Below are 16,626 nucleotides of genomic sequence, written 5' to 3'. Positions count from 1 at the left end.
CCGGAAAGTGACGCTACGGGCGCCTGGGGTCGATCAGGTACTCGCGCTCGCGGTACTCGAAGTAGTCGAAATCGGCTGGGCGCGCGGTACCCGACATGTCCTGGCACGCCATGCCGACGAACGCACCGGTGAAGTTGGGAAGGCCAGGCGCGGAGGCCTCGTCCGAGAGGATGCTGGCGTCCAGGTGCTCGGGGAACCAGCTCCAGTCCGTACCGTTGAGGCTGTAGGCGAAGTAGAGCCGGTCGTGGTCGAGCTCGGCGCGCAGGTGCACGGGCGCGGTGCCCGGGATGGGGACGGGTGCGGTGAAGGCGTCCGCCATGACCCCATCCGGAATCGCCGACATGATCCGGATATAGCGCCCGACCGTCTCATCGTGCGAGATGTGCAGGTAATGGAATTTGCTCGCGTTGTAATAGCAGATGAGCCCGGCCATCTGCTGATACTCCTCGGGCGCGAAGTCGACCGACGTGACCGCGGTGTAGCAGTGCGCCTGCTGGCGGCGTGCGACGAGCGACTGGCGGAACAGGCTGCCGAGCGTCTCGCGGCCGTAGAGCCGGAGATGACCGGGACGTGCGGTGAGGCTGAACAGCTCGTCGGGGTAGGGCGAGCGCAGCCACTGGAAGTCGATCGGCAGCTGCGGTGAATCGAAGTCCTCGCGCGCGGCCGGGGCGGGGAAGGGATGCGCGGGCAGGCCGGGGGCTGGGACCTCGACGCGCGGGATATTTTCACCATCGGCCGTGCGAAGCCAGCCGTCGTTCGACCAGACCATCCTTTGGATCGCGGTCTCGCGGCCGAGCGTCGAGCGCCCGCGGTTCGGGATGGGACGGCTGCACAGGTGGACCATGTACACGTCGCCCGACGGCGTATCGCAAAGGTCAGCGTGGCCCGCGCGCTGCAGCGCGACGTCGGCGCGAGCGCGCGAGGTCAGGATGTACGTCTCGGGGTGCAGCTCGTACGGGCCGGTGAGGTCACGGGAGCGCGCCATGGTGACGGCGTGGCCCTGGTACGTGCCGCCCTCGGCGGTGATCAGATAGTAGTAGCCGCCGCGCTTGTAGATGTGCGGACCTTCGGTGTAGCCGATCGGCGTGCCTTTGAAGATGTTCGTGACAGGCCCGATGAGCTTGCGCTCGGCGTGCGAGTACTCCTGGAGCACGATGCCGGCAAAGCGATTGCGGCCGGGCCGGTGGTCCCACAGCATGTTGCTCAGGTACTTGCGGCCGTCTTCGTCGTGGAACAGCGAGGGGTCGAAGCCGCTCGAGTTGAGATAAACGGGATCCGACCACTCGCCGTCGATGGTGGGGCTGGTCACCAGGTAGTTGTGGAAGTCGCGCATGGACGCGCCGGACGCGCCGCCGACGCTGGTCCGGCCGTAGCGCTTCACGTCGGTGTAGATCAACCAGAACAGGCCATCCGCATACGTCAGGCACGGCGCCCAGACGCCGCACGAATCGCCGTCGCCAAGCAGGTTCAACTGGCTCGCGCGGTTGAGCGGACGCGAGAGCAGACGCCAGTGTACGAGGTCGCGCGAGTGGTGGATCTGCACGCCGGGGTACCACTCGAAGGTCGAGGTCGCGACGTAGTAGTCGTCGCCGACGCGGACGATGGACGGATCGGGGTTGAAGCCCGGCAGGATCGGATTGCGGATGAAGGTATCAGGCATGGATGAATGGCTCGCCGGCGATGGTCGAGAGGACGATCGCGCCGAGGATATCGAAAGACGAAGCTGCCGCCGCCAAAAAAGAAGAAGTGGAAGAAGAAGAAGGAGCCTTGAGGGCCCGCCCGCGCCCGGCGCGTCGCCGGGCGGCCTGAAGCGGCGCCTCCCGCGGTCAGAAGCCCCACACGAGCGGGACGACGATGACGGTGGTCGCGAGCACCAGGAGCTGCAGCGGCAGCCCCACGGGCATGAGGAGCCTCGCGGGCGCAATGCCGCGCTTCAACGCGAGGGTCCCCACCACCGGCAGGAGGATCGCCACGGTCCCTGTGGAGCTCATGAAGGCGGACAGGAGCGCCGTCGCCCCCATCACGACCACCATCACCCTCGCCTCTCCCGATCCCGCGACGCGCTCGAGGCGGTGGCCCAGCCAATCGGCGACGCCCGTGTCCGTCAGCGCGGCCCCCACGATGAACAGGCCAGCTATCATGAGCACGGCCGGGTTGCTGAACCCGGCGAGCGCGTCCGATACCGTGGTGACGCCGGAGAGGGTGAGCGCGAGCAAGGACATCATCGCCACGACGTCGAGCCGCAGGCGATCGCTCACGAACAGGACGATCGTGGCTCCGAGGATGGCCAGCGTGAGGGCAGCTTCCGGCATCATGCGACGGCGCAGCCTATCCGAAGGGGCCGCAGAGCCAACCCCCTATCGTCTCACCGTCTTACCGGCGCTCACGCCGTCTTGCCCTCGGCGGGTCGAGTCGACGCGCGCGTCCAGGCGCCGCCGGAGCATGCTTTGCCGCCGCGCCGCTCAGGGCAGCTCCAGCGCGAACGTGGAGGGGCGCGCGACCAGCACGTCGCACGGCGCCGAGCGCATGACGGATTCGGCCACGCTGCCCAGGAGAGCGCGCGAGATCCCCGAGCGCCCGTGCGTGCCCATGATGATGAGATCGGCCTTCCACCGCCCGGCTTCGCGCACGATCGCGCGCCTCGCGTCGCCGCGCCGGACCGACGACTCCCACGTCACGCCGAGCCCGTCGAACGAGCCGAGGAGGCGCCTGAGGCCGGCGCGCGCGTCGTCATGGTATCGCGCCTTGTAGGCCGCGAACTCCATCGAGGGGAGGGCGAGCTCCATCCTGTCCTCGAAGGGCACGTGGTAGGCGTGGATCGCCCGGATGCGGCTCACCTCGGGGTCGATGACCTTCGTCGCGAGCGCGGCGCTCCGAAGCGCGACGTCCGAGAGCTCGACGGCGAGCAGCGGCCGCCCGTAGGCGCCGGCGGGGGGGCGCTGTACGACGAGCACGGGAGTGTCCGCGTGACGGACGGTGAGCTCGGCCGTCGACCCGAGCAGGAGATCGAGGATCGGGCGCTCCCCGTGCCTGCCGAGGACGATCAGCTCCGCGCCGCGGCTGCGCGCATGACGGATGATCTCGACGAACTCTCTGCCGACGAGCACGCTCGGGGCGACCTGCAGACCTGCGTTCCCCGCGCCTCGGGCGACATCGAGGGCGCGGGCCGCGATCTCGTCGAGCGAGCGACGCGCGGCCTGCTCCGCGCTCTCGCCCTCCGCGGGCGAGGCGGGCGCTGGCAGCACGTGAACGAGGTGCAAGGTGCTGCCCGCCGAGAGGGGGAGGCGCGCGGCGCGCTCGATCGCCGCGAGAGCGCCCGGCGAGAAATCGGTCGCAGCGAGGACGTCGCCGAGGCGAGCCTCGCGGCGCGGTGTGCTCGTCGTCCGGCCGCCGCGCTGGGGGGCCGGCTCCGCCTGGGCGGGCGAGCTGGGCGGCGTCGTGGGCGTGGCGTTGGTGCGGCACATCGGCTCGTCGCGCAGACACAGCAAGCCGCGCGCCAGGCGTCGCGACCTGCCCTGCGCAGGGCGCACGTGCCGCCGAGGACCTGCGGCGCGGGCCCCTGAGGTCGGCGGAGGCCGGCTGCCGCTGCGGCCCACCGATGCCTTGGCGAGCGACTCGCCTCGCGTGATCGAGGGGGGGTGTCGCGCCGCGTGCGATCATCACGGCGGGCGACGTCAAGCGCAGCACCGGGTCACGCGGCTCATCCCGGCCGTGGAGGACGCACCTGCCTGCGTTCCGTCATCGACGCGGGCTACCCGGGCGCGTGCTCTGTCGGTCTGGTGTCGTCCGTCGCAGCCCCATCAACGCGGAGATGCCTTGATGGCGGCAAGAGCAGACGTGTACTCGGCCATCGCCGCCGAGATCGCTGCCGCTTGCCGCTCGTGCGCCGATGCACCTTCGAGCGCCTCGCGCTGCCGGCAGAGCGCTTCGCGCGCGATGACATCGTCACCCGCTCGAACCGCGAGCATCGCGCGTAGTTCCCATTCCCTGGCGTTCGCAGCCTCCTGCGCAGCCGCTCGTGCCAGCTCCGCCCCGTATCTCTCAAGTGATTCCAGACGGCGTTGAGCCTCTTCAAATCGACGAGCTCCCTCGTCCTCGGCGCTCGGCTGAGCCTTCGGACCACGTCGAAGCGTTGAAAGGACGCGAGTAAACCAATGAGGTACCCTTTCTGGTGCCCGCACAGGCTTGAGCCGAGCAGCAACTCTAGCATCATCGATACGCTTCAAATCGCGTTCGATTCGCTCGGCGAGCTTGGCAAACTTCTCGGCATGGGAATCCATCTCGATTGAACCCCCTGCTTCTCATCTTATGCCGGATCCACGTCCGTTGGAAGACGGTTACCACCCGGTTACGACGCAGAGCACAACCTGGTCAAGGGCCCGGTGGCGGTCACGGGGGATCGCTACATCGCGTCGATCACGCTGGACCCCGCGGCGGAGCCCGCGAACCTGATCGGCCAGACCGGTGGTACCGGCGTCCAGGTGCCCTGGTCGATGTTCCGTCTCCCTTGACGCGAGGGGCCGCGCCGTTGGCTCGGTGAACTCCACAGCCTGCGGCGTGGCGAGAGCGCGCTCTCGTCCTTGTCATCTTCGTGATGGGAGCCCGACGCTGGCAAGGTAGGCTTCCAGAGCGGGTGCATGGTCGGACGACACGATGGCGCCGATATAGCCGTCCGGCCGGACGAGCACCCAGTCGCCGTGCGACACGCCATAAGCAGCGCGGAGATGGCCGCCATCATCGACGATGTCGCCGCGCGGCCCGACGGCGTGGATGTGAAGTCCGGGGCGCGGCTCGACGGCCGAGAGCCGGTCCGACCCGTAACCCAGCAAGGTCCAGTGTGGACCCTGGAAGAGCTTGAAGAGCCGCGTCGGCATCCCCGCGACGCCGCGGACGGGCGCGTCCGGCGCTCGATTGCCCGCGAGGATGCCGCCGCTGCGTTTCGGCTTTTCCAGGGCCAGCGACGATTCCGGGTATCCGAGATCGAGCTGATGCACCTCGCGTCCGCGGCGCATGACGCCTCGCTTGGCCGCCTCCAGGAGCTTCGTTGTCAGGCCGAGCGTCTCCGCGGCGATCGGCCGGCGCTCCTCCTCGTAGGTCGCGAGCAGCGCCTCCGGCGCGCCTGCCAGAACGGCGGCGAGCTTCCAGCCGAGGTTGTAGGCATCCTGCACGCTCGTATTGAGGCCCTGCCCACCCGTCGGCGGGTGGATATGCGCGGCATCGCCGGCGAGGAAGACGCGCCCGTCCCGGTAACGGTCGGCGAGGCGCGCGTTCATGGTGTAGGCGGAGGCCCAGGAGACCGAGCGGATCACGATGTCGCCTCGGCCCGTGCGGCCCGTGACCATCGCTGTAAGGCCTTCGGCGGAGAGATCGACATCACCCTCGAGAGGAATCGGCGCCTGCAACTGGAACATGTCGGTGCCGACGAGCGGGCACAGCGACATCTGCTTCTCCATCGACCCTTCGTTGAAGCGATGCCAGGCGGCCCTGCTGAGTCCCTCCAGGACGACGTCGGCGACGACCGCGCGCACTCCCAGGGTCTTGCCGGGAAAGCCGATCGCGAGCGCGTGCCGTACGACGCTGCGGCCGCCGTCCGCTCCGACGAGATAGCGGACGCGGACCGTCTCCTCGCCCGTCGGGCCGGCGATGCGGGCGTTGACCCCCTCGCCATCCTGCTCGAAGCCTTTCAGCTCGCGGCTGAACTCCGGGTATTTCCCGAGCTCCGCCAGACGCTCGCGCATCGCGGCTTCGGTCAGGAATTGAGGCACGAGGAGCGGCAGACGATAGGGCTCGCCAGGCGTCGGGTCCTGAGGCTCCATGATCTGCGACTCCTCGTAGCCTCCGTCGTCGCGATATACCCGCGGGGGTGGGTACAGGCCGCCGGTCGCAACGACGCGGTCGAGGATGCCCAGATCCTCGAACACCTCCTGGCTGCGCGGCTGGATCCCCTTGCCGCGCGAGCCGCGAAAGGGCCCGTCCTGCCTGTCGATGAGCCGGAACGCAACGCCCCGACGGGCGAGCTCAATGGCGAGGGTCAACCCAGCAGCACCTGCGCCGACGATCAGGACATCCGTCGAAAAAGTAGATTCCACAGCGAGCTCCGCTTTTTTGGACCGCGTTTCAGATATGTGTATGATGCATATAACCGCGCCCTCCGAAGCGTCAAGGAAATTTGTGCAAAATACACGCATCACAAAAAAGAAGCTCCGCGAGCTCCACGGAGCGATGGTCGATCTGATCGCGCTCATGAACCAGCCGCAGCGCGATCAGGCGCTGCTCGCGGAGGCAGGCATCTCCCTGGATCAAGCCCTCTTTCGGCTGCTGGTGGGGATCGAGCGCTTCGGGCCGATCGGCGTGGTCGAGCTCTCGAACCGAGCGGGGCGCGATTACACGACCGTCAGCCGCCAGGTCGCGAAGCTCGAGAGCCTTGGGCTGATCGAACGTCGACCGAGCCCGGCCGATCGTCGCATCCATGAGGCGGTGATCACCGACAAGGGGCGGCAGATGACGGACGCCTTGGACGCCGCGCGTCAGAGGCTTGCGGCCCCTATCCTCGCCACGTGGAGTGAGGAAGACTTCAGCGACCTGGTGCGCCTGATGCGCCGGTTCGTGGACGACTTGATGGCGCAGTCAAGCGGAACGGACAAGACCTGAGGTGGTCGCAGGCCTCCTGCGGCGCCGCCTTCACCCGGAACACGGCGTGCGCGCCCCCGCGGCGTGCACCGCGGCGCGCCTCCCCGGCTCGAAGCGGATCGGCAAGCGCGCCGGACCGTGCACGATGATCGCCTTGCGCGGCTCCCACGGCTCGTCGCTCGCGAGCCGGAGGCCCTCCAGACGGCAGAGGAGATCCGGCAGCGCGATCCGCGCCTCCAGGCGCGCCAGCGCCGCCCCGATGCAGAAGTGGATGCCGTGGCCGAACGCGACGTGCGGGTTGGGGTCGCGCCCGATGTCGAAGCGGCCAGGGTCGTGGAATTGATGCGGATCCCGGTTCGCGGAGCCGATCACGGGCAGCACCAGCTTCCCGGCCGGGATCACCTGGCCGTGCACCTCGACGGCGCGCCTCGTCTCGCGGAACACCATCTGCAGCGGCGAGCGGTGGCGCAGGACCTCCTCGATCGCCGAGGGCAAGAGCTCGGGCGCCGCCCGGAGGCGGAAGAGCTCCGCCGGGCTCTCGAGGAAGCACAAGATCGCGTTGTCGATCAGGTTCGTTGTCGTCTCGGTGCCCGCCGCGAGCAGGAACTGGAAGAAGTTCAGGATGTCTCCCTCGGTCAGCCGCTCGCCGTCCACCTCGGCCTCGACGAGCCGGGTCAAGAGGTCCTCCGCCGGCGCCCTCCGGCGCGCCTCGATCAGGTCCGCGAGATACGCCTTCATCTCTTCCTTCACCACGGCGTGCTCGCTCACGGCCCTCGCCGCCTCCTCGCCGCCGGAGATCGCGTGGCTGAGGTTCACTATCGCCTCGCTCCAGCGCAGCAGCCGCGCCCGGTCCTCGGGGGGAATGCCGAGCATCTCCGCGATCACCATCGTGGGCAGCGGCCCCGCGTAGTCCGCCGCGAGGTCCATCTCCCCGCGCTCGATCCACGGATCCAGGAGATCGCGCGACAGCTCCCGGATGCGCGGCTCCAGGCCCGCGATCGAGCGCGGCGTGAACGCCCGCAGGACGATGGATCGAAGCTTCGTGTGGCGCGGCGGGTCGGAGAAGACGATCCAGTCCGGCGCCTTGCCGGTGGGAGGCGTCACCGCGGAGCTGAAGGCGTCATGATCGGTCAGCGCCCGCTTCACCCCGTCGTAATCGAAGACCATCCAGAGATCGAGCGGAGCGACATGGAACACGGGAGAGCCGGTCCGCAGCTGATCGTAGAGGGGATAAGGATCCCGCCGCATCTCGTCGGGGAAAAGGTTCATCGTCGAAACCTCCGTCGTCTGGAGTCGCCGGTGGCAGCCGCCGTTCGGAGACGATGGTAGTCGATGCACCCACGAGATGGAGCGCTGGAACGCGCCTCCCGCGCGGAATACGCCAGTCGACACGACCCGGACGGACGCGGCGCCCGGCCACCGCGAGCCGCCGGCGGCCCCGGATGAGCCCGCGGCGCCTGACGTAGCGAGTCCTGGGCGGCGCCCGACACGGGTCCTTTCACGCGGACGCGGGAACCGGCCGGTGCCCTCCGCCCGTACCCAGGCCGAGACCTCGACGCGCCGGCGCCGCTCGGTAGCGCGATGCCCGCGTCCCCAGGGCTCGAAAGGACATGGACCATGCGTATCGCCTCCTCGTTTGCCGCCGCCGCCCTCGGAGCTTCCTTTGCCCTCGCCGGCTGCATCGCCGACACGTCCGATCCCGAGCCGCTCGGCGGAGAGCGCTCCGCGCAGGAGGACGTGGGCGAGGCCGCTGCCGCGCTCGGCAGCTGCCACGGCGCGTCGTGCACCGGGCAGGACCCTGGCGCGACCGGGTGCGAGGCCGACGCGGTCACGCGGGCGTCGAGCGACATCATGTCGGGCTACACCGCGGTCGGGAATCGTGATCCGGTACTCGGCGAGCTGCAACGCGGCATGGGCAAGGACCGTCGTGACGAGCGGCAGCTCGTATCTCCGGGCAGAGATCACGAGGAGCTCGCCCTACGCGACGAGCCAGGCCGAGTCGACCTCACCGATCGACGCGCTCCGCTCGCCGATGCTGGCCGTCACGCCAGGATCCAGGTTCACCGCCGTTGGCAAGATCGGCTCGAACCCTGGCATCTTTCAATTCAGCGGCACCGTCCGAACGAACTTTTGATCCCACGGGGAACCCAGGCCTCCGGCGACGCAGCGCCGGGGCCGCGAGCACCGCAGAGCCCGCCGGCCGAGCGCGCCGGCGCGCCGGCGCGCCCCCGCTCGATCCTGGTCGATACCGCCGCACCGAGGCCGCAGTGCTGATGTCTGTAGGCCTCAATCGGCCCGCCGCAGAGCCGGCTGGGGCCGCGAGATCCCCGACAAACCACCCGCCCCACGCGACGGCGAGGCGTGCACACGCCTTGCATAGGCCGCGCTGCGAAGGCCGGCTCGCAGGAGAGCCGCCCTGTCGAGGCCGATCCGAATTCGGACGGCCGCCCAGCGAAAAGTCCACCGGTAGCGTCCTGCGAAGCCTATAAGACGGCCCGGGATTTCTAGGCTGCTCGCCGATCCTCCTCGTCGAGTACGCCGCGTTTCCCCCAACTTGCCTGCGCGCCGGAGCAGTCGACGGCCGCTCGCCCAAAGCACCCAAGGTGATCCTGCGCATGAGAGCCCCCTTGCCCCCTCGATGGATCTGCGGCGCCGCCGCCCTAGCCGCGGCGGCGTGGGCCGCGCCAGCGTCCGCTCAGGAAGCGGGACCGGCGCGCGGCCTCGCCCTCAACCGCTTCAGCCCCGCGCCCGCCGGCGACCGGATGTTCGGTGTGCCGTCGCCGTATGCAGCCTCGCCGAACCAGGACGGCAGCGCGACGCTGCACGTGATGCTGCTCGGCGACTACGCGCACAACCCGCTCGTGCTCACGCGGGAGGGCAGCGACGAGAACCTCGGCGCGATCGTCGGCCACCAGCTGTTCCTGCACCTGAACTCCTCGCTCACGCTCTGGGATCGGCTGCACGTCAACGTCGACCTGCCCCTCGCCGTGCTGCAGCAGGGCGACAGCCCCGCGGCCGAGGGCCTCTCGTTCAGGTCGCCGAGCGACGTGCAGCTCGGCGATCTCCGGGTCGGGCTGCGCCTGCGCCTCCTCGGCGATTACTTCGACCCGTTCCAGCTCGCCGTCGGCGGCTTCGTGTGGGTGCCGACCGGCGACCGCGACGGCTCGTTCGTGGGCGAGGAGTCGGTCCGCGGCCTGCCGCAGATCCTCGCCGGAGGCCGGATCCCGGGCTTCGTCTGGTCGGCCGCGGCCGGCGTCGATCTGCGCCCCGCGCAGACGTTCGCGCAGGTGCGGCAAGGCCTGATGTTCAACGGCGGCGCGGGCGTCGGCCTGCTGCTGGGCTCGGAGGAGCAGCTCCAGATCGGCCCCGAGGCGACCGTGTCGACGGTGCTGGAGGACCCGGAGGCCCGCAACACGAACGTCGAGGCGCTGCTCGGCCTGCGCTACCGCTTCGCGCCGACGCTCCGCGACTTCGAGCTCGGCGTCGCCGCCGGCCCCGGCTTCACCTCGGGAATCGGCACCCCGGATTTCCGCGCCGTCGCGATGCTCGCGTACTCGCCCGAGGTCCGGCGCGCGGATCCGGACCGCGACAAGGACGGCATCGTCAACGAGAAGGACGCGTGCCCGGACGTGCCCGGCGTCGGCGACCCGGATCCGAAGAAGAACGGCTGCCCGCCGTCCGATCGCGACGAGGACGGCTTCCTCGATCGCGTCGACGCGTGCCCGGACACGCCCGGCATCGCGAACGACGACCCGAAGAAGCACGGCTGCCCGCCGCCCGGGGACCGCGACAAGGACGGCATCACGGACGACGTCGACGCGTGCCCGGACGAGGCCGGCCCGGCGAACGAGGATCCGAAGAAGCACGGCTGCCCGCCGCCGCCCGACAGGGACGGCGACGGCGTGATCGACGCGGAGGACGCCTGCCCCGACATCCCCGGTATCCGCACCTCGGATCCGGCGACGAACGGCTGCCCCGGCGACCGCGACGGCGACACGGTGCGAGACGACAAGGACGCCTGCCCCGACGAGAAGGGCAAGCCCGATCCGGATCCGGCGAAGAACGGCTGCCCCGTCGCCGTGCGCATGACGGAGACGGAGATCGTCATCCTCCAGCAGGTGCAGTTCGACACCGGCAAGGCGACCATCAAGAAGGTGAGCGATCCGCTCCTCGATGAGGTGGCGGGTGTGCTGAAGGAGCACCCGGAGATCACCAAGATCGAGGTGCAAGGGCACACAGACCCGCGCGGCGGACGCGCGTACAATATCAAGCTCAGCCAGGCGAGGGCCGAGTCGGTCATGAAGGCGCTGGTCCAGCGCGGCATCGAGGCCGAGCGGCTGGCGTCGAAGGGCTACGGGCCCGACGTCCCGATCGCGGAGAACGACACCGACGAGGGACGCCAGCAGAACCGCCGCGTGCAGTTCAAGATCCTCGAGAAGAAGCCGAAGCAGCAGCAGGAGGCGCCGTGAAGAGACGTTGGGTCATAGGTAGTCTTGTCGGGCTCGCCTCCGTGGGCGGGCAGGGCGGCGCCGCGCACGCCGCGCCCGAGTTGCGCGAGCAGGTCGACCAGCGGGGCGACTTCATTCTGATCGGGAACACGCTGGGCAACGAGTGCGGCAGCGACGACATCGAGTCGCCCGTGCTGGGCGACCGCGGCCCGTGCGGGAGCGGCACCGGCGACAGCGCGCCCGACACCTACTGGCGCTCCGACTCGCCCGCAGAGGGCCAGGCGGAGGCGAACACCAACATCACCGCCGCCCAGGCGCGCACCACCGCCGTGCTCGAGGTGCCGGCCGGCGCGACGGTCACCCACGCGTACCTCTACTGGGGCGCGCACCTCGGGCCCACCGGGGACGCGGACGAAGCCGTCACCCTGGAGCGGCCCGGCGCGGGCGGCTTCTCCGAGGCGGTGACCGCCATCGACTTCGTCGAGACGATCAGCTCGAGTCGCGTCTACTACCAGTCGGTCGCGAACATCACCGCCCTCGTGCAGGAGCACGGGTCCGGCGCGTACCGGGTGAGCGGCATCAACAGCGCGAGCTTCGTGAACAGCGACTTCAACAACCACTTCGCCGGGTGGTGGCTGGTCGTGTTCTACGAGCTCGCCTCCGAGCCGCCGCGCAACCTCGCGCTCTTCGACGGCCTCGACACGGTGGCCAGCGGGTCGACCCAGAACACCATCCTGGACGGGTTCCTGGTGCCGAACGCGGGCTACGACGCGAAGATCGGCATGGTCGCGTTCGAGGGGGACCTCGCCCACACGGGCGACCAGTTCCTCTTCAACGGGACCGCGCTCGGCAATACGCAGAACCCGGCCGACAACTTCTTCAACGGTACGCGCTCCTACTTCAACGCGCCGGTGTCGAACGTCGGGGATCTGCCGCAGCTCGCCGGCACCCAGGGGACCATGGCGGGCATGGATATCGACGTCTTCGATATCACCTCGCTGGTGACCCCGAGGCAGACCTCGGCGCCCATCGTGGCGTCGAGCAGCATGGATCTGTACTTCCTCGCCGGCTTCATCACGTCGATCTCGACCTTCAGGCCGGACTTCACGTCCTCCTCGAAGTCGGCCGTCGACGTGAACGGCGGGCTGCTGCTCCCGGGCGACGTGCTCCAGTACACGATCGAGGTCGTCAACAGCGGCAACGACGCGTCGAGGGGCACCGTGCTCACCGATCCGCTGCCCGCGGGCGTCACCTACGTGCCCGGCTCGCTCTCCATCCTGACGGGCGCGAACATGGGCGCGAAGACGGACGCGGCCGCCGACGACCAGGGCGAGTACGACGCCGGGACGCGCACGGTCCGCGTGCGGCTCGGCACGGGCGCGAACGGGACGGCGGGGGGGTCGATCCCCGCCGGGCAGTCGACGCGGGTGACCTTCCAGGTGACGGTCAACGGCGACGCCTCGGGGGTCATCGCCAACCAGGCGATCGTCCGCGCCTCCGGGCAGCAGGGCGCGCCCGAAGAGGACACGCCGACCGACGGCAACGGCCCGACCGACGGCGTGCCGCCGACCGAGGTCGTCATCGACGAATGCGAGACCAACGCGCAGTGCGCCGCGCCGACGCCTCACTGCGACACGGCGGCGGAGCCCAACGAGTGCGTCGAGTGCCTCACGGACGCGCACTGCGGGCCGCTCTCGCCGACGTGCGATCCCGACACGCACGCCTGCGTCTGCGAGCCGACGGGCGCCGAGGTCTGCGGCGATTCGATCGACAACGACTGCGACGGCGTGCTCAACAACGGCTGCGACTCGGACAACGACGGGATCGAGGATCCCGACGAGCTCGAGACCGGCACCGACCCGAACGACGCGGACAGCGACGACGACGGCGTGATCGACGGCGATGAGCCGGACTTCGACGAGGACTCCGACGAGGACGGCCTCATCAACGCGCTCGACCCCGACAGCGACAACGACGGGCTCTACGACGGCACCGAGCTCGGCCTGCCCTGCGACAACGCGGCCACCGACGCCGATGCGGGCCATTGCCGCGCCGACGGGGACGCCGGCGCCACCAAGACCGACCCGCTCGACGCCGACACCGACGACGGCGGCGTGCCCGACGGCCACGAGGACTTCGATCTCGACGGCGTCGTCGACGCGGGCGAGACCGATCCGAACGTCCGCGCCGACGACGTGCCGCCGACGGACACCGACGGCGACGGGCTGAGCGACGATCTGGAGGAGACGATCGGGAGCGATCCGAACGACGCCGACACCGACGACGACGGCGCGCTCGACGGCCAGGAGCCGAACCCCGCCGACGACACCGACGGCGACGGGCTGATCAACGTGCGCGACGTCGACAGCGACGACGACGGGCTCTACGACGGCACCGAGCTCGGGCTGCCCTGCGACAACGAGGACACCAACGCCGATGCGGGCCACTGCCGCGCCGACGCGGACGGGGGCGCGACCAAGACCTCGCCGGTCGATCCGGACACCGACGACGGCGGCGTGCCCGACGGCCAGGAGGACCTCGATCTCGACGGCGAGATCGACGCGGGCGAGACCGATCCCAACAACGGCGCCGACGACGGGACGCCGGCGGACACCGACGGCGACGGGCTGATCGACGTCATCGAGGAGGAGATCGGCACCGACCCGAACGACGCCGACAGCGACGACGACGGCGTGATCGACGGCGACGAGCCGAACTTCAGCGACGACCACGACGGCGACGACCTCATCAACGCGCTCGACCCCGACAGCGACGGCGACGGCTTGTTCGACGGCACCGAGCTCGGCCTGCCCTGCGACAACGCCGCCACCGACGCCGCCGCGGGCAACTGCGTCGCGGACGCCGACCCCGCGACGACGACGCACCCGCTCGACTCGGACACGGACGACGGCGGCATCTCCGACGGCGCGGAGGACGCGGATCACGACGGCGCCATCGACGAGGGCGAGACCGATCCCAACAACGGCGACGACGACGCGGTGGACGAGGACCGCGACGGCGACGGGCTGCCCGACGCGGAGGAGGAGGCGATCGGGAGCGATCCGGACGACGCCGACACCGACGACGACGGCGTGCCCGACGGCCAGGAGCCGAAGCCCGGCGAGGACACCGACGGCGACGGCCTCATCAACGTGCGCGACGTCGACAGCGACAACGACGGGCTGTTCGACGGCACCGAGCTCGGCCTGCCCTGCGACCGCGAGGGCACCGACGCGGAGGCGGGCCACTGCCGCCCCGACGGGGACGCCGGCGCGACCAAGACCGACCCGCTCGACGCCGACACCGACGACGGCGGCGTGCCCGACGGTCACGAGGACATCAACCTGAACGGCGTCGTCGACGCGGGCGAGACCGATCCCAACCTCGGCGAGGACGACGGGACGCCGGCGGACAGCGACGGCGACGGGCTGGTCGATTCGCTCGAGGACGAGATCGGCACCGACCCGAACGACGCCGACAGCGACGACGACGGCGTGATCGACGGCGACGAGCCGAACTTCAGCGACGACCACGACGGCGACGGCCTCATCAACGCGCTCGACCCCGACAGCGACGGCGACGGGCTGTTCGACGGCACCGAGCTCGGCCTGCCCTGCGACAACGCGGCGACCGACGCGGACGCGGGGACCTGCATCGCGGACGCCGATCCCACGACGACGACGAACCCGCTCGATCCGGACACGGACGACGGCGGCGTGACCGACGGCGTGGAGGACGCGAACCACAACGGCGCCATCGACGAGGGCGAGACAGATCCCAACAATGGCGACGACGATCAGACGCCTCCGGCGTGCCGGCAGGACAGCGATTGCGGCGGCGCGACGAGCGGGATGATCTGCGAGGAGCACGCCTGCGTGGAGGGCTGCCGCGGCGCCGAGGGCAACACCTGCCCGTCCGGCGAGGTGTGCAGCTCGACCGACAGCACGGCGGGCACCTGCGCGCCCGAGAGCGAGAACGATCCGACCGGCATCTTCGCCGAGGGCAACGGTTTCTGCGCCGCGCGGCCCACGCCCGCGGGCAGCACCCGTGGCGCTGCCGCGCTCCTGCCCATGCTCGCCGCCCTCGCCGGCCTCGCCCTGCGCCGGCGGCGCGCGGGCCGCTGACCGGCGGATAGAAGCCCACGGCCGCACGCCGCCCCGCCCACCTGGCGGGGCGGCGACCCCCGAGCGGCCGCGGGCGCCTCTCGTCGCGAGCGCCCTCAGGGGCGCCGAGATCCCCCCCACCCGCTCCTCAACGACCAGCGTTCGTCATCGACCCGCCGCAGCGCGGGACGCTACGCTGTAAGTTTCTTGTCCACCTGTAGCCGTCCTCCGTAGCGTACCGCGCCAAGGAGAACGACCATGGAGATGCTGCTCGCCAGCGAGCGCCGCGCCACGCGCCGCGCTGCGATCGTGGAGTGCCAGGCCGTGCGCGAGCGGGGCTTCCGGCTGCTCGGGACCCGGGCGATCGACCTGTCGATCGACGGCATGCTCGTGCTGACGAGCGCCCGCCCGCTCACGGGTGAGCCGGTGATCGTCTCGTTCCGGATCCCGGACACGAGCGTCTGGATCGACGCGACGGCGACGATCGCGCGCACGCTCCACGGCCGGCGCCTGGGCGACCCGGGGCGCGCCGTGGGCCTGCGCTTCGACCCGCTCGACAGGGCGTCGAGCCGGCGCCTCCGCGCGGCGCTCGAGCAGTTCCCGCCGACGTACCCCTACCGCGCGCAGCGCGTCGACTACGCGGCGACGGCCGCGATGATCTCGCTCAGCTGATCTGCGCGCTCGAGCGACCGAGCGGCCCTGACGCCGCTGCGGGGCAGCTGCCCGCGGTGAGAGATCAGAGCGAGCGATGGGGCTCGACGTCGGCGACCGGGAACTCGGCCTGAAAGCTGGAGAGCCGGACGGCGAACACCACACGCCCCTCGTCGACGCGCGGCATGCGCGCCGGATCGACGCGCGCCTCGAGCAGGCGCGCGTGGCGGGCGCGCCCGCGCGCGGTCGGCGCGCAGAAATAGTCGTGCCCGTCGCGGTGGTGCACCAGCCGGCGGAGGCGCGCGGGCACGAGCGCGCTCGAGGCGGGCAGGCTCGGGCCCGCGGCCGCGAAGCGCAGATCGGCGAAGACGTCGCCACCCTGCGATGCCCGGAAGCGCTCGCTCCCGTCCGCCTCGCGCGCGATCTCGAAATCGGCGTGCTCCTTGGGGATACCCCAGTTGAGCTGCCCGTTCACCACGCTGTCCCACGAGCTGACGTAGATCTTGCTGATGGACCAGCAGAGGCCGCGGCGCGTGCGGAAGCGCCCGGGGATGAACAGGAGCTCGCGATAAGGCCCCACGTTCGACGACGTGTAGTCGAGCGCCATCAGCAGGCTGTAGCGCCCCTCGAAGCGGGGGCGGAGCGCCTCCGGGATGAAGCTCTGCTCCTTGAGCAGCCGCTCCGGGAGCTCGAGCATCACGAGGGTTGCATCGCCAGCCAGCGTCCACGGCGCTGGCGCTGGCTTCACGTCGGGAGGATGACCTCCGGCGCTCCGGCTCATCGCGACCTCTCCT

14 protein-coding genes are annotated in these 16,626 nt (G+C 70.4%); 7 read left to right on the top strand and 7 right to left on the bottom strand.

All coding sequences use genetic code 11. The annotated features are described in order from the left end of the window. Window positions 1–13 precede the first annotated feature (13 nt). Window positions 14–1,660 (bottom strand): glycoside hydrolase family 43 protein, encoded by a 1,647-nt coding sequence (locus WMF12_RS00655; RefSeq protein ID WP_437859457.1) that lies wholly within the window; start codon window positions 1,658–1,660, stop codon window positions 14–16. Between the two features lie 2 nt (window positions 1,661–1,662). On the opposite strand from WMF12_RS00655, the gene WMF12_RS00650 reads away from it, so the two are divergent. After that, entirely contained in the window at window positions 1,663–1,809 is a 147-nt protein-coding gene (locus tag WMF12_RS00650; protein ID WP_437859444.1) for a hypothetical protein, read from the top strand. A 17-nt stretch (window positions 1,810–1,826) separates the two neighbouring features. On the opposite strand, the gene WMF12_RS00645 is transcribed toward WMF12_RS00650, so the two are convergent. The 3 genes from WMF12_RS00645 to WMF12_RS00635 form a co-directional block, all read right to left on the bottom strand. Continuing rightward, complete coding sequence (locus WMF12_RS00645) at window positions 1,827–2,315, bottom strand: SLC13 family permease (RefSeq protein WP_437859440.1); 489 nt, start codon at window positions 2,313–2,315, stop codon at window positions 1,827–1,829. A 147-nt stretch (window positions 2,316–2,462) separates the two neighbouring features. Continuing rightward, window positions 2,463–3,464, bottom strand: coding sequence for a universal stress protein (locus WMF12_RS00640; RefSeq protein ID WP_437859436.1), 1,002 nt, complete (start codon window positions 3,462–3,464; stop codon window positions 2,463–2,465). A gap of 336 nt (window positions 3,465–3,800) precedes the next feature. Further along, the gene (locus WMF12_RS00635; protein WP_437859427.1) at window positions 3,801–4,280 is read right to left on the bottom strand and encodes a hypothetical protein; all 480 of its coding nucleotides are present in this window, start codon (window positions 4,278–4,280) and stop codon (window positions 3,801–3,803) included. A 102-nt stretch (window positions 4,281–4,382) separates the two neighbouring features. Here WMF12_RS00635 and WMF12_RS00630 point away from each other — a divergent pair, with 102 nt between their 5' ends. Then, the gene (locus tag WMF12_RS00630; RefSeq protein ID WP_437859423.1) at window positions 4,383–4,511 is read left to right on the top strand and encodes a hypothetical protein; all 129 of its coding nucleotides are present in this window, start codon (window positions 4,383–4,385) and stop codon (window positions 4,509–4,511) included. A gap of 72 nt (window positions 4,512–4,583) precedes the next feature. Here the strand turns inward: WMF12_RS00630 and WMF12_RS00625 are convergent, their stop codons facing one another. After that, entirely contained in the window at window positions 4,584–6,089 is a 1,506-nt protein-coding gene (locus WMF12_RS00625) for an FAD-dependent oxidoreductase (protein ID WP_437859419.1), read from the bottom strand. Between the two features lie 43 nt (window positions 6,090–6,132). Here WMF12_RS00625 and WMF12_RS00620 point away from each other — a divergent pair, with 43 nt between their 5' ends. Further along, entirely contained in the window at window positions 6,133–6,651 is a 519-nt protein-coding gene (locus tag WMF12_RS00620; RefSeq protein ID WP_437873972.1) for a MarR family winged helix-turn-helix transcriptional regulator, read from the top strand. A gap of 30 nt (window positions 6,652–6,681) precedes the next feature. Here the strand turns inward: WMF12_RS00620 and WMF12_RS00615 are convergent, their stop codons facing one another. Then, complete coding sequence (locus tag WMF12_RS00615) at window positions 6,682–7,899, bottom strand: cytochrome P450 (RefSeq protein ID WP_437859414.1); 1,218 nt, start codon at window positions 7,897–7,899, stop codon at window positions 6,682–6,684. 76 nt (window positions 7,900–7,975) lie between these two features. On the opposite strand from WMF12_RS00615, the gene WMF12_RS00610 reads away from it, so the two are divergent. The 4 genes from WMF12_RS00610 (at window position 7,976) to WMF12_RS00595 (ending at window position 15,853) form a co-directional block, all read left to right on the top strand. After that, on the top strand, window positions 7,976–8,764 hold the full coding sequence (locus WMF12_RS00610; RefSeq protein WP_437859397.1) for a DUF2690 domain-containing protein: 789 nt from the start codon (window positions 7,976–7,978) through the stop codon (window positions 8,762–8,764). A gap of 481 nt (window positions 8,765–9,245) precedes the next feature. Next, the gene (locus WMF12_RS00605; protein ID WP_437859393.1) at window positions 9,246–11,099 is read left to right on the top strand and encodes an OmpA family protein; all 1,854 of its coding nucleotides are present in this window, start codon (window positions 9,246–9,248) and stop codon (window positions 11,097–11,099) included. Continuing rightward, on the top strand, window positions 11,096–15,202 hold the full coding sequence (locus WMF12_RS00600) for a DUF3344 domain-containing protein (RefSeq protein ID WP_437859384.1): 4,107 nt from the start codon (window positions 11,096–11,098) through the stop codon (window positions 15,200–15,202). Before WMF12_RS00605 ends, WMF12_RS00600 begins: the two co-directional genes overlap by 4 nt. Window positions 15,203–15,439: 237 nt before the next feature. Further along, window positions 15,440–15,853 carry a PilZ domain-containing protein gene (locus WMF12_RS00595; RefSeq protein ID WP_437859378.1) on the top strand — a complete coding sequence of 138 codons (414 nt, stop codon included), beginning with the start codon at window positions 15,440–15,442 and terminating at the stop codon, window positions 15,851–15,853. Between the two features lie 64 nt (window positions 15,854–15,917). Here the strand turns inward: WMF12_RS00595 and WMF12_RS00590 are convergent, their stop codons facing one another. Continuing rightward, the gene (locus WMF12_RS00590; protein WP_437859370.1) at window positions 15,918–16,613 is read right to left on the bottom strand and encodes an acetoacetate decarboxylase family protein; all 696 of its coding nucleotides are present in this window, start codon (window positions 16,611–16,613) and stop codon (window positions 15,918–15,920) included. Window positions 16,614–16,626: the final 13 nt, after the last annotated feature.

The sequence above is a fragment of the Sorangium sp. So ce363 genome, assembly GCF_051520435.1.
Lineage (GTDB): Bacteria > Myxococcota_A > Polyangia > Polyangiales > Polyangiaceae > Sorangium > Sorangium cellulosum_B.
This window is presented reverse-complemented; position numbering and strand designations above follow the sequence as displayed.

What these genes read in the sequence shown, in the direction of transcription:
- WMF12_RS00655 (WP_437859457.1), bottom strand. Translation starts at nt 1,660, where the DNA reads ATGCCTGATACCTTCATCCGCAATCCGATCCTGCCGGGCTTCAACCCC.
- WMF12_RS00610 (WP_437859397.1), top strand. Translation starts at nt 7,976, where the DNA reads ATGGAGCGCTGGAACGCGCCTCCCGCGCGGAATACGCCAGTCGACACG.
- WMF12_RS00635 (WP_437859427.1), bottom strand. Translation starts at nt 4,280, where the DNA reads ATGGATTCCCATGCCGAGAAGTTTGCCAAGCTCGCCGAGCGAATCGAA.
- WMF12_RS00605 (WP_437859393.1), top strand. Translation starts at nt 9,246, where the DNA reads ATGAGAGCCCCCTTGCCCCCTCGATGGATCTGCGGCGCCGCCGCCCTA.
- WMF12_RS00620 (WP_437873972.1), top strand. Translation starts at nt 6,133, where the DNA reads ATGCATATAACCGCGCCCTCCGAAGCGTCAAGGAAATTTGTGCAAAAT.
- WMF12_RS00650 (WP_437859444.1), top strand. Translation starts at nt 1,663, where the DNA reads ATGAATGGCTCGCCGGCGATGGTCGAGAGGACGATCGCGCCGAGGATA.
- WMF12_RS00595 (WP_437859378.1), top strand. Translation starts at nt 15,440, where the DNA reads ATGGAGATGCTGCTCGCCAGCGAGCGCCGCGCCACGCGCCGCGCTGCG.
- WMF12_RS00590 (WP_437859370.1), bottom strand. Translation starts at nt 16,613, where the DNA reads ATGAGCCGGAGCGCCGGAGGTCATCCTCCCGACGTGAAGCCAGCGCCA.
- WMF12_RS00615 (WP_437859414.1), bottom strand. Translation starts at nt 7,899, where the DNA reads ATGAACCTTTTCCCCGACGAGATGCGGCGGGATCCTTATCCCCTCTAC.
- WMF12_RS00640 (WP_437859436.1), bottom strand. Translation starts at nt 3,464, where the DNA reads ATGTGCCGCACCAACGCCACGCCCACGACGCCGCCCAGCTCGCCCGCC.
- WMF12_RS00645 (WP_437859440.1), bottom strand. Translation starts at nt 2,315, where the DNA reads ATGATGCCGGAAGCTGCCCTCACGCTGGCCATCCTCGGAGCCACGATC.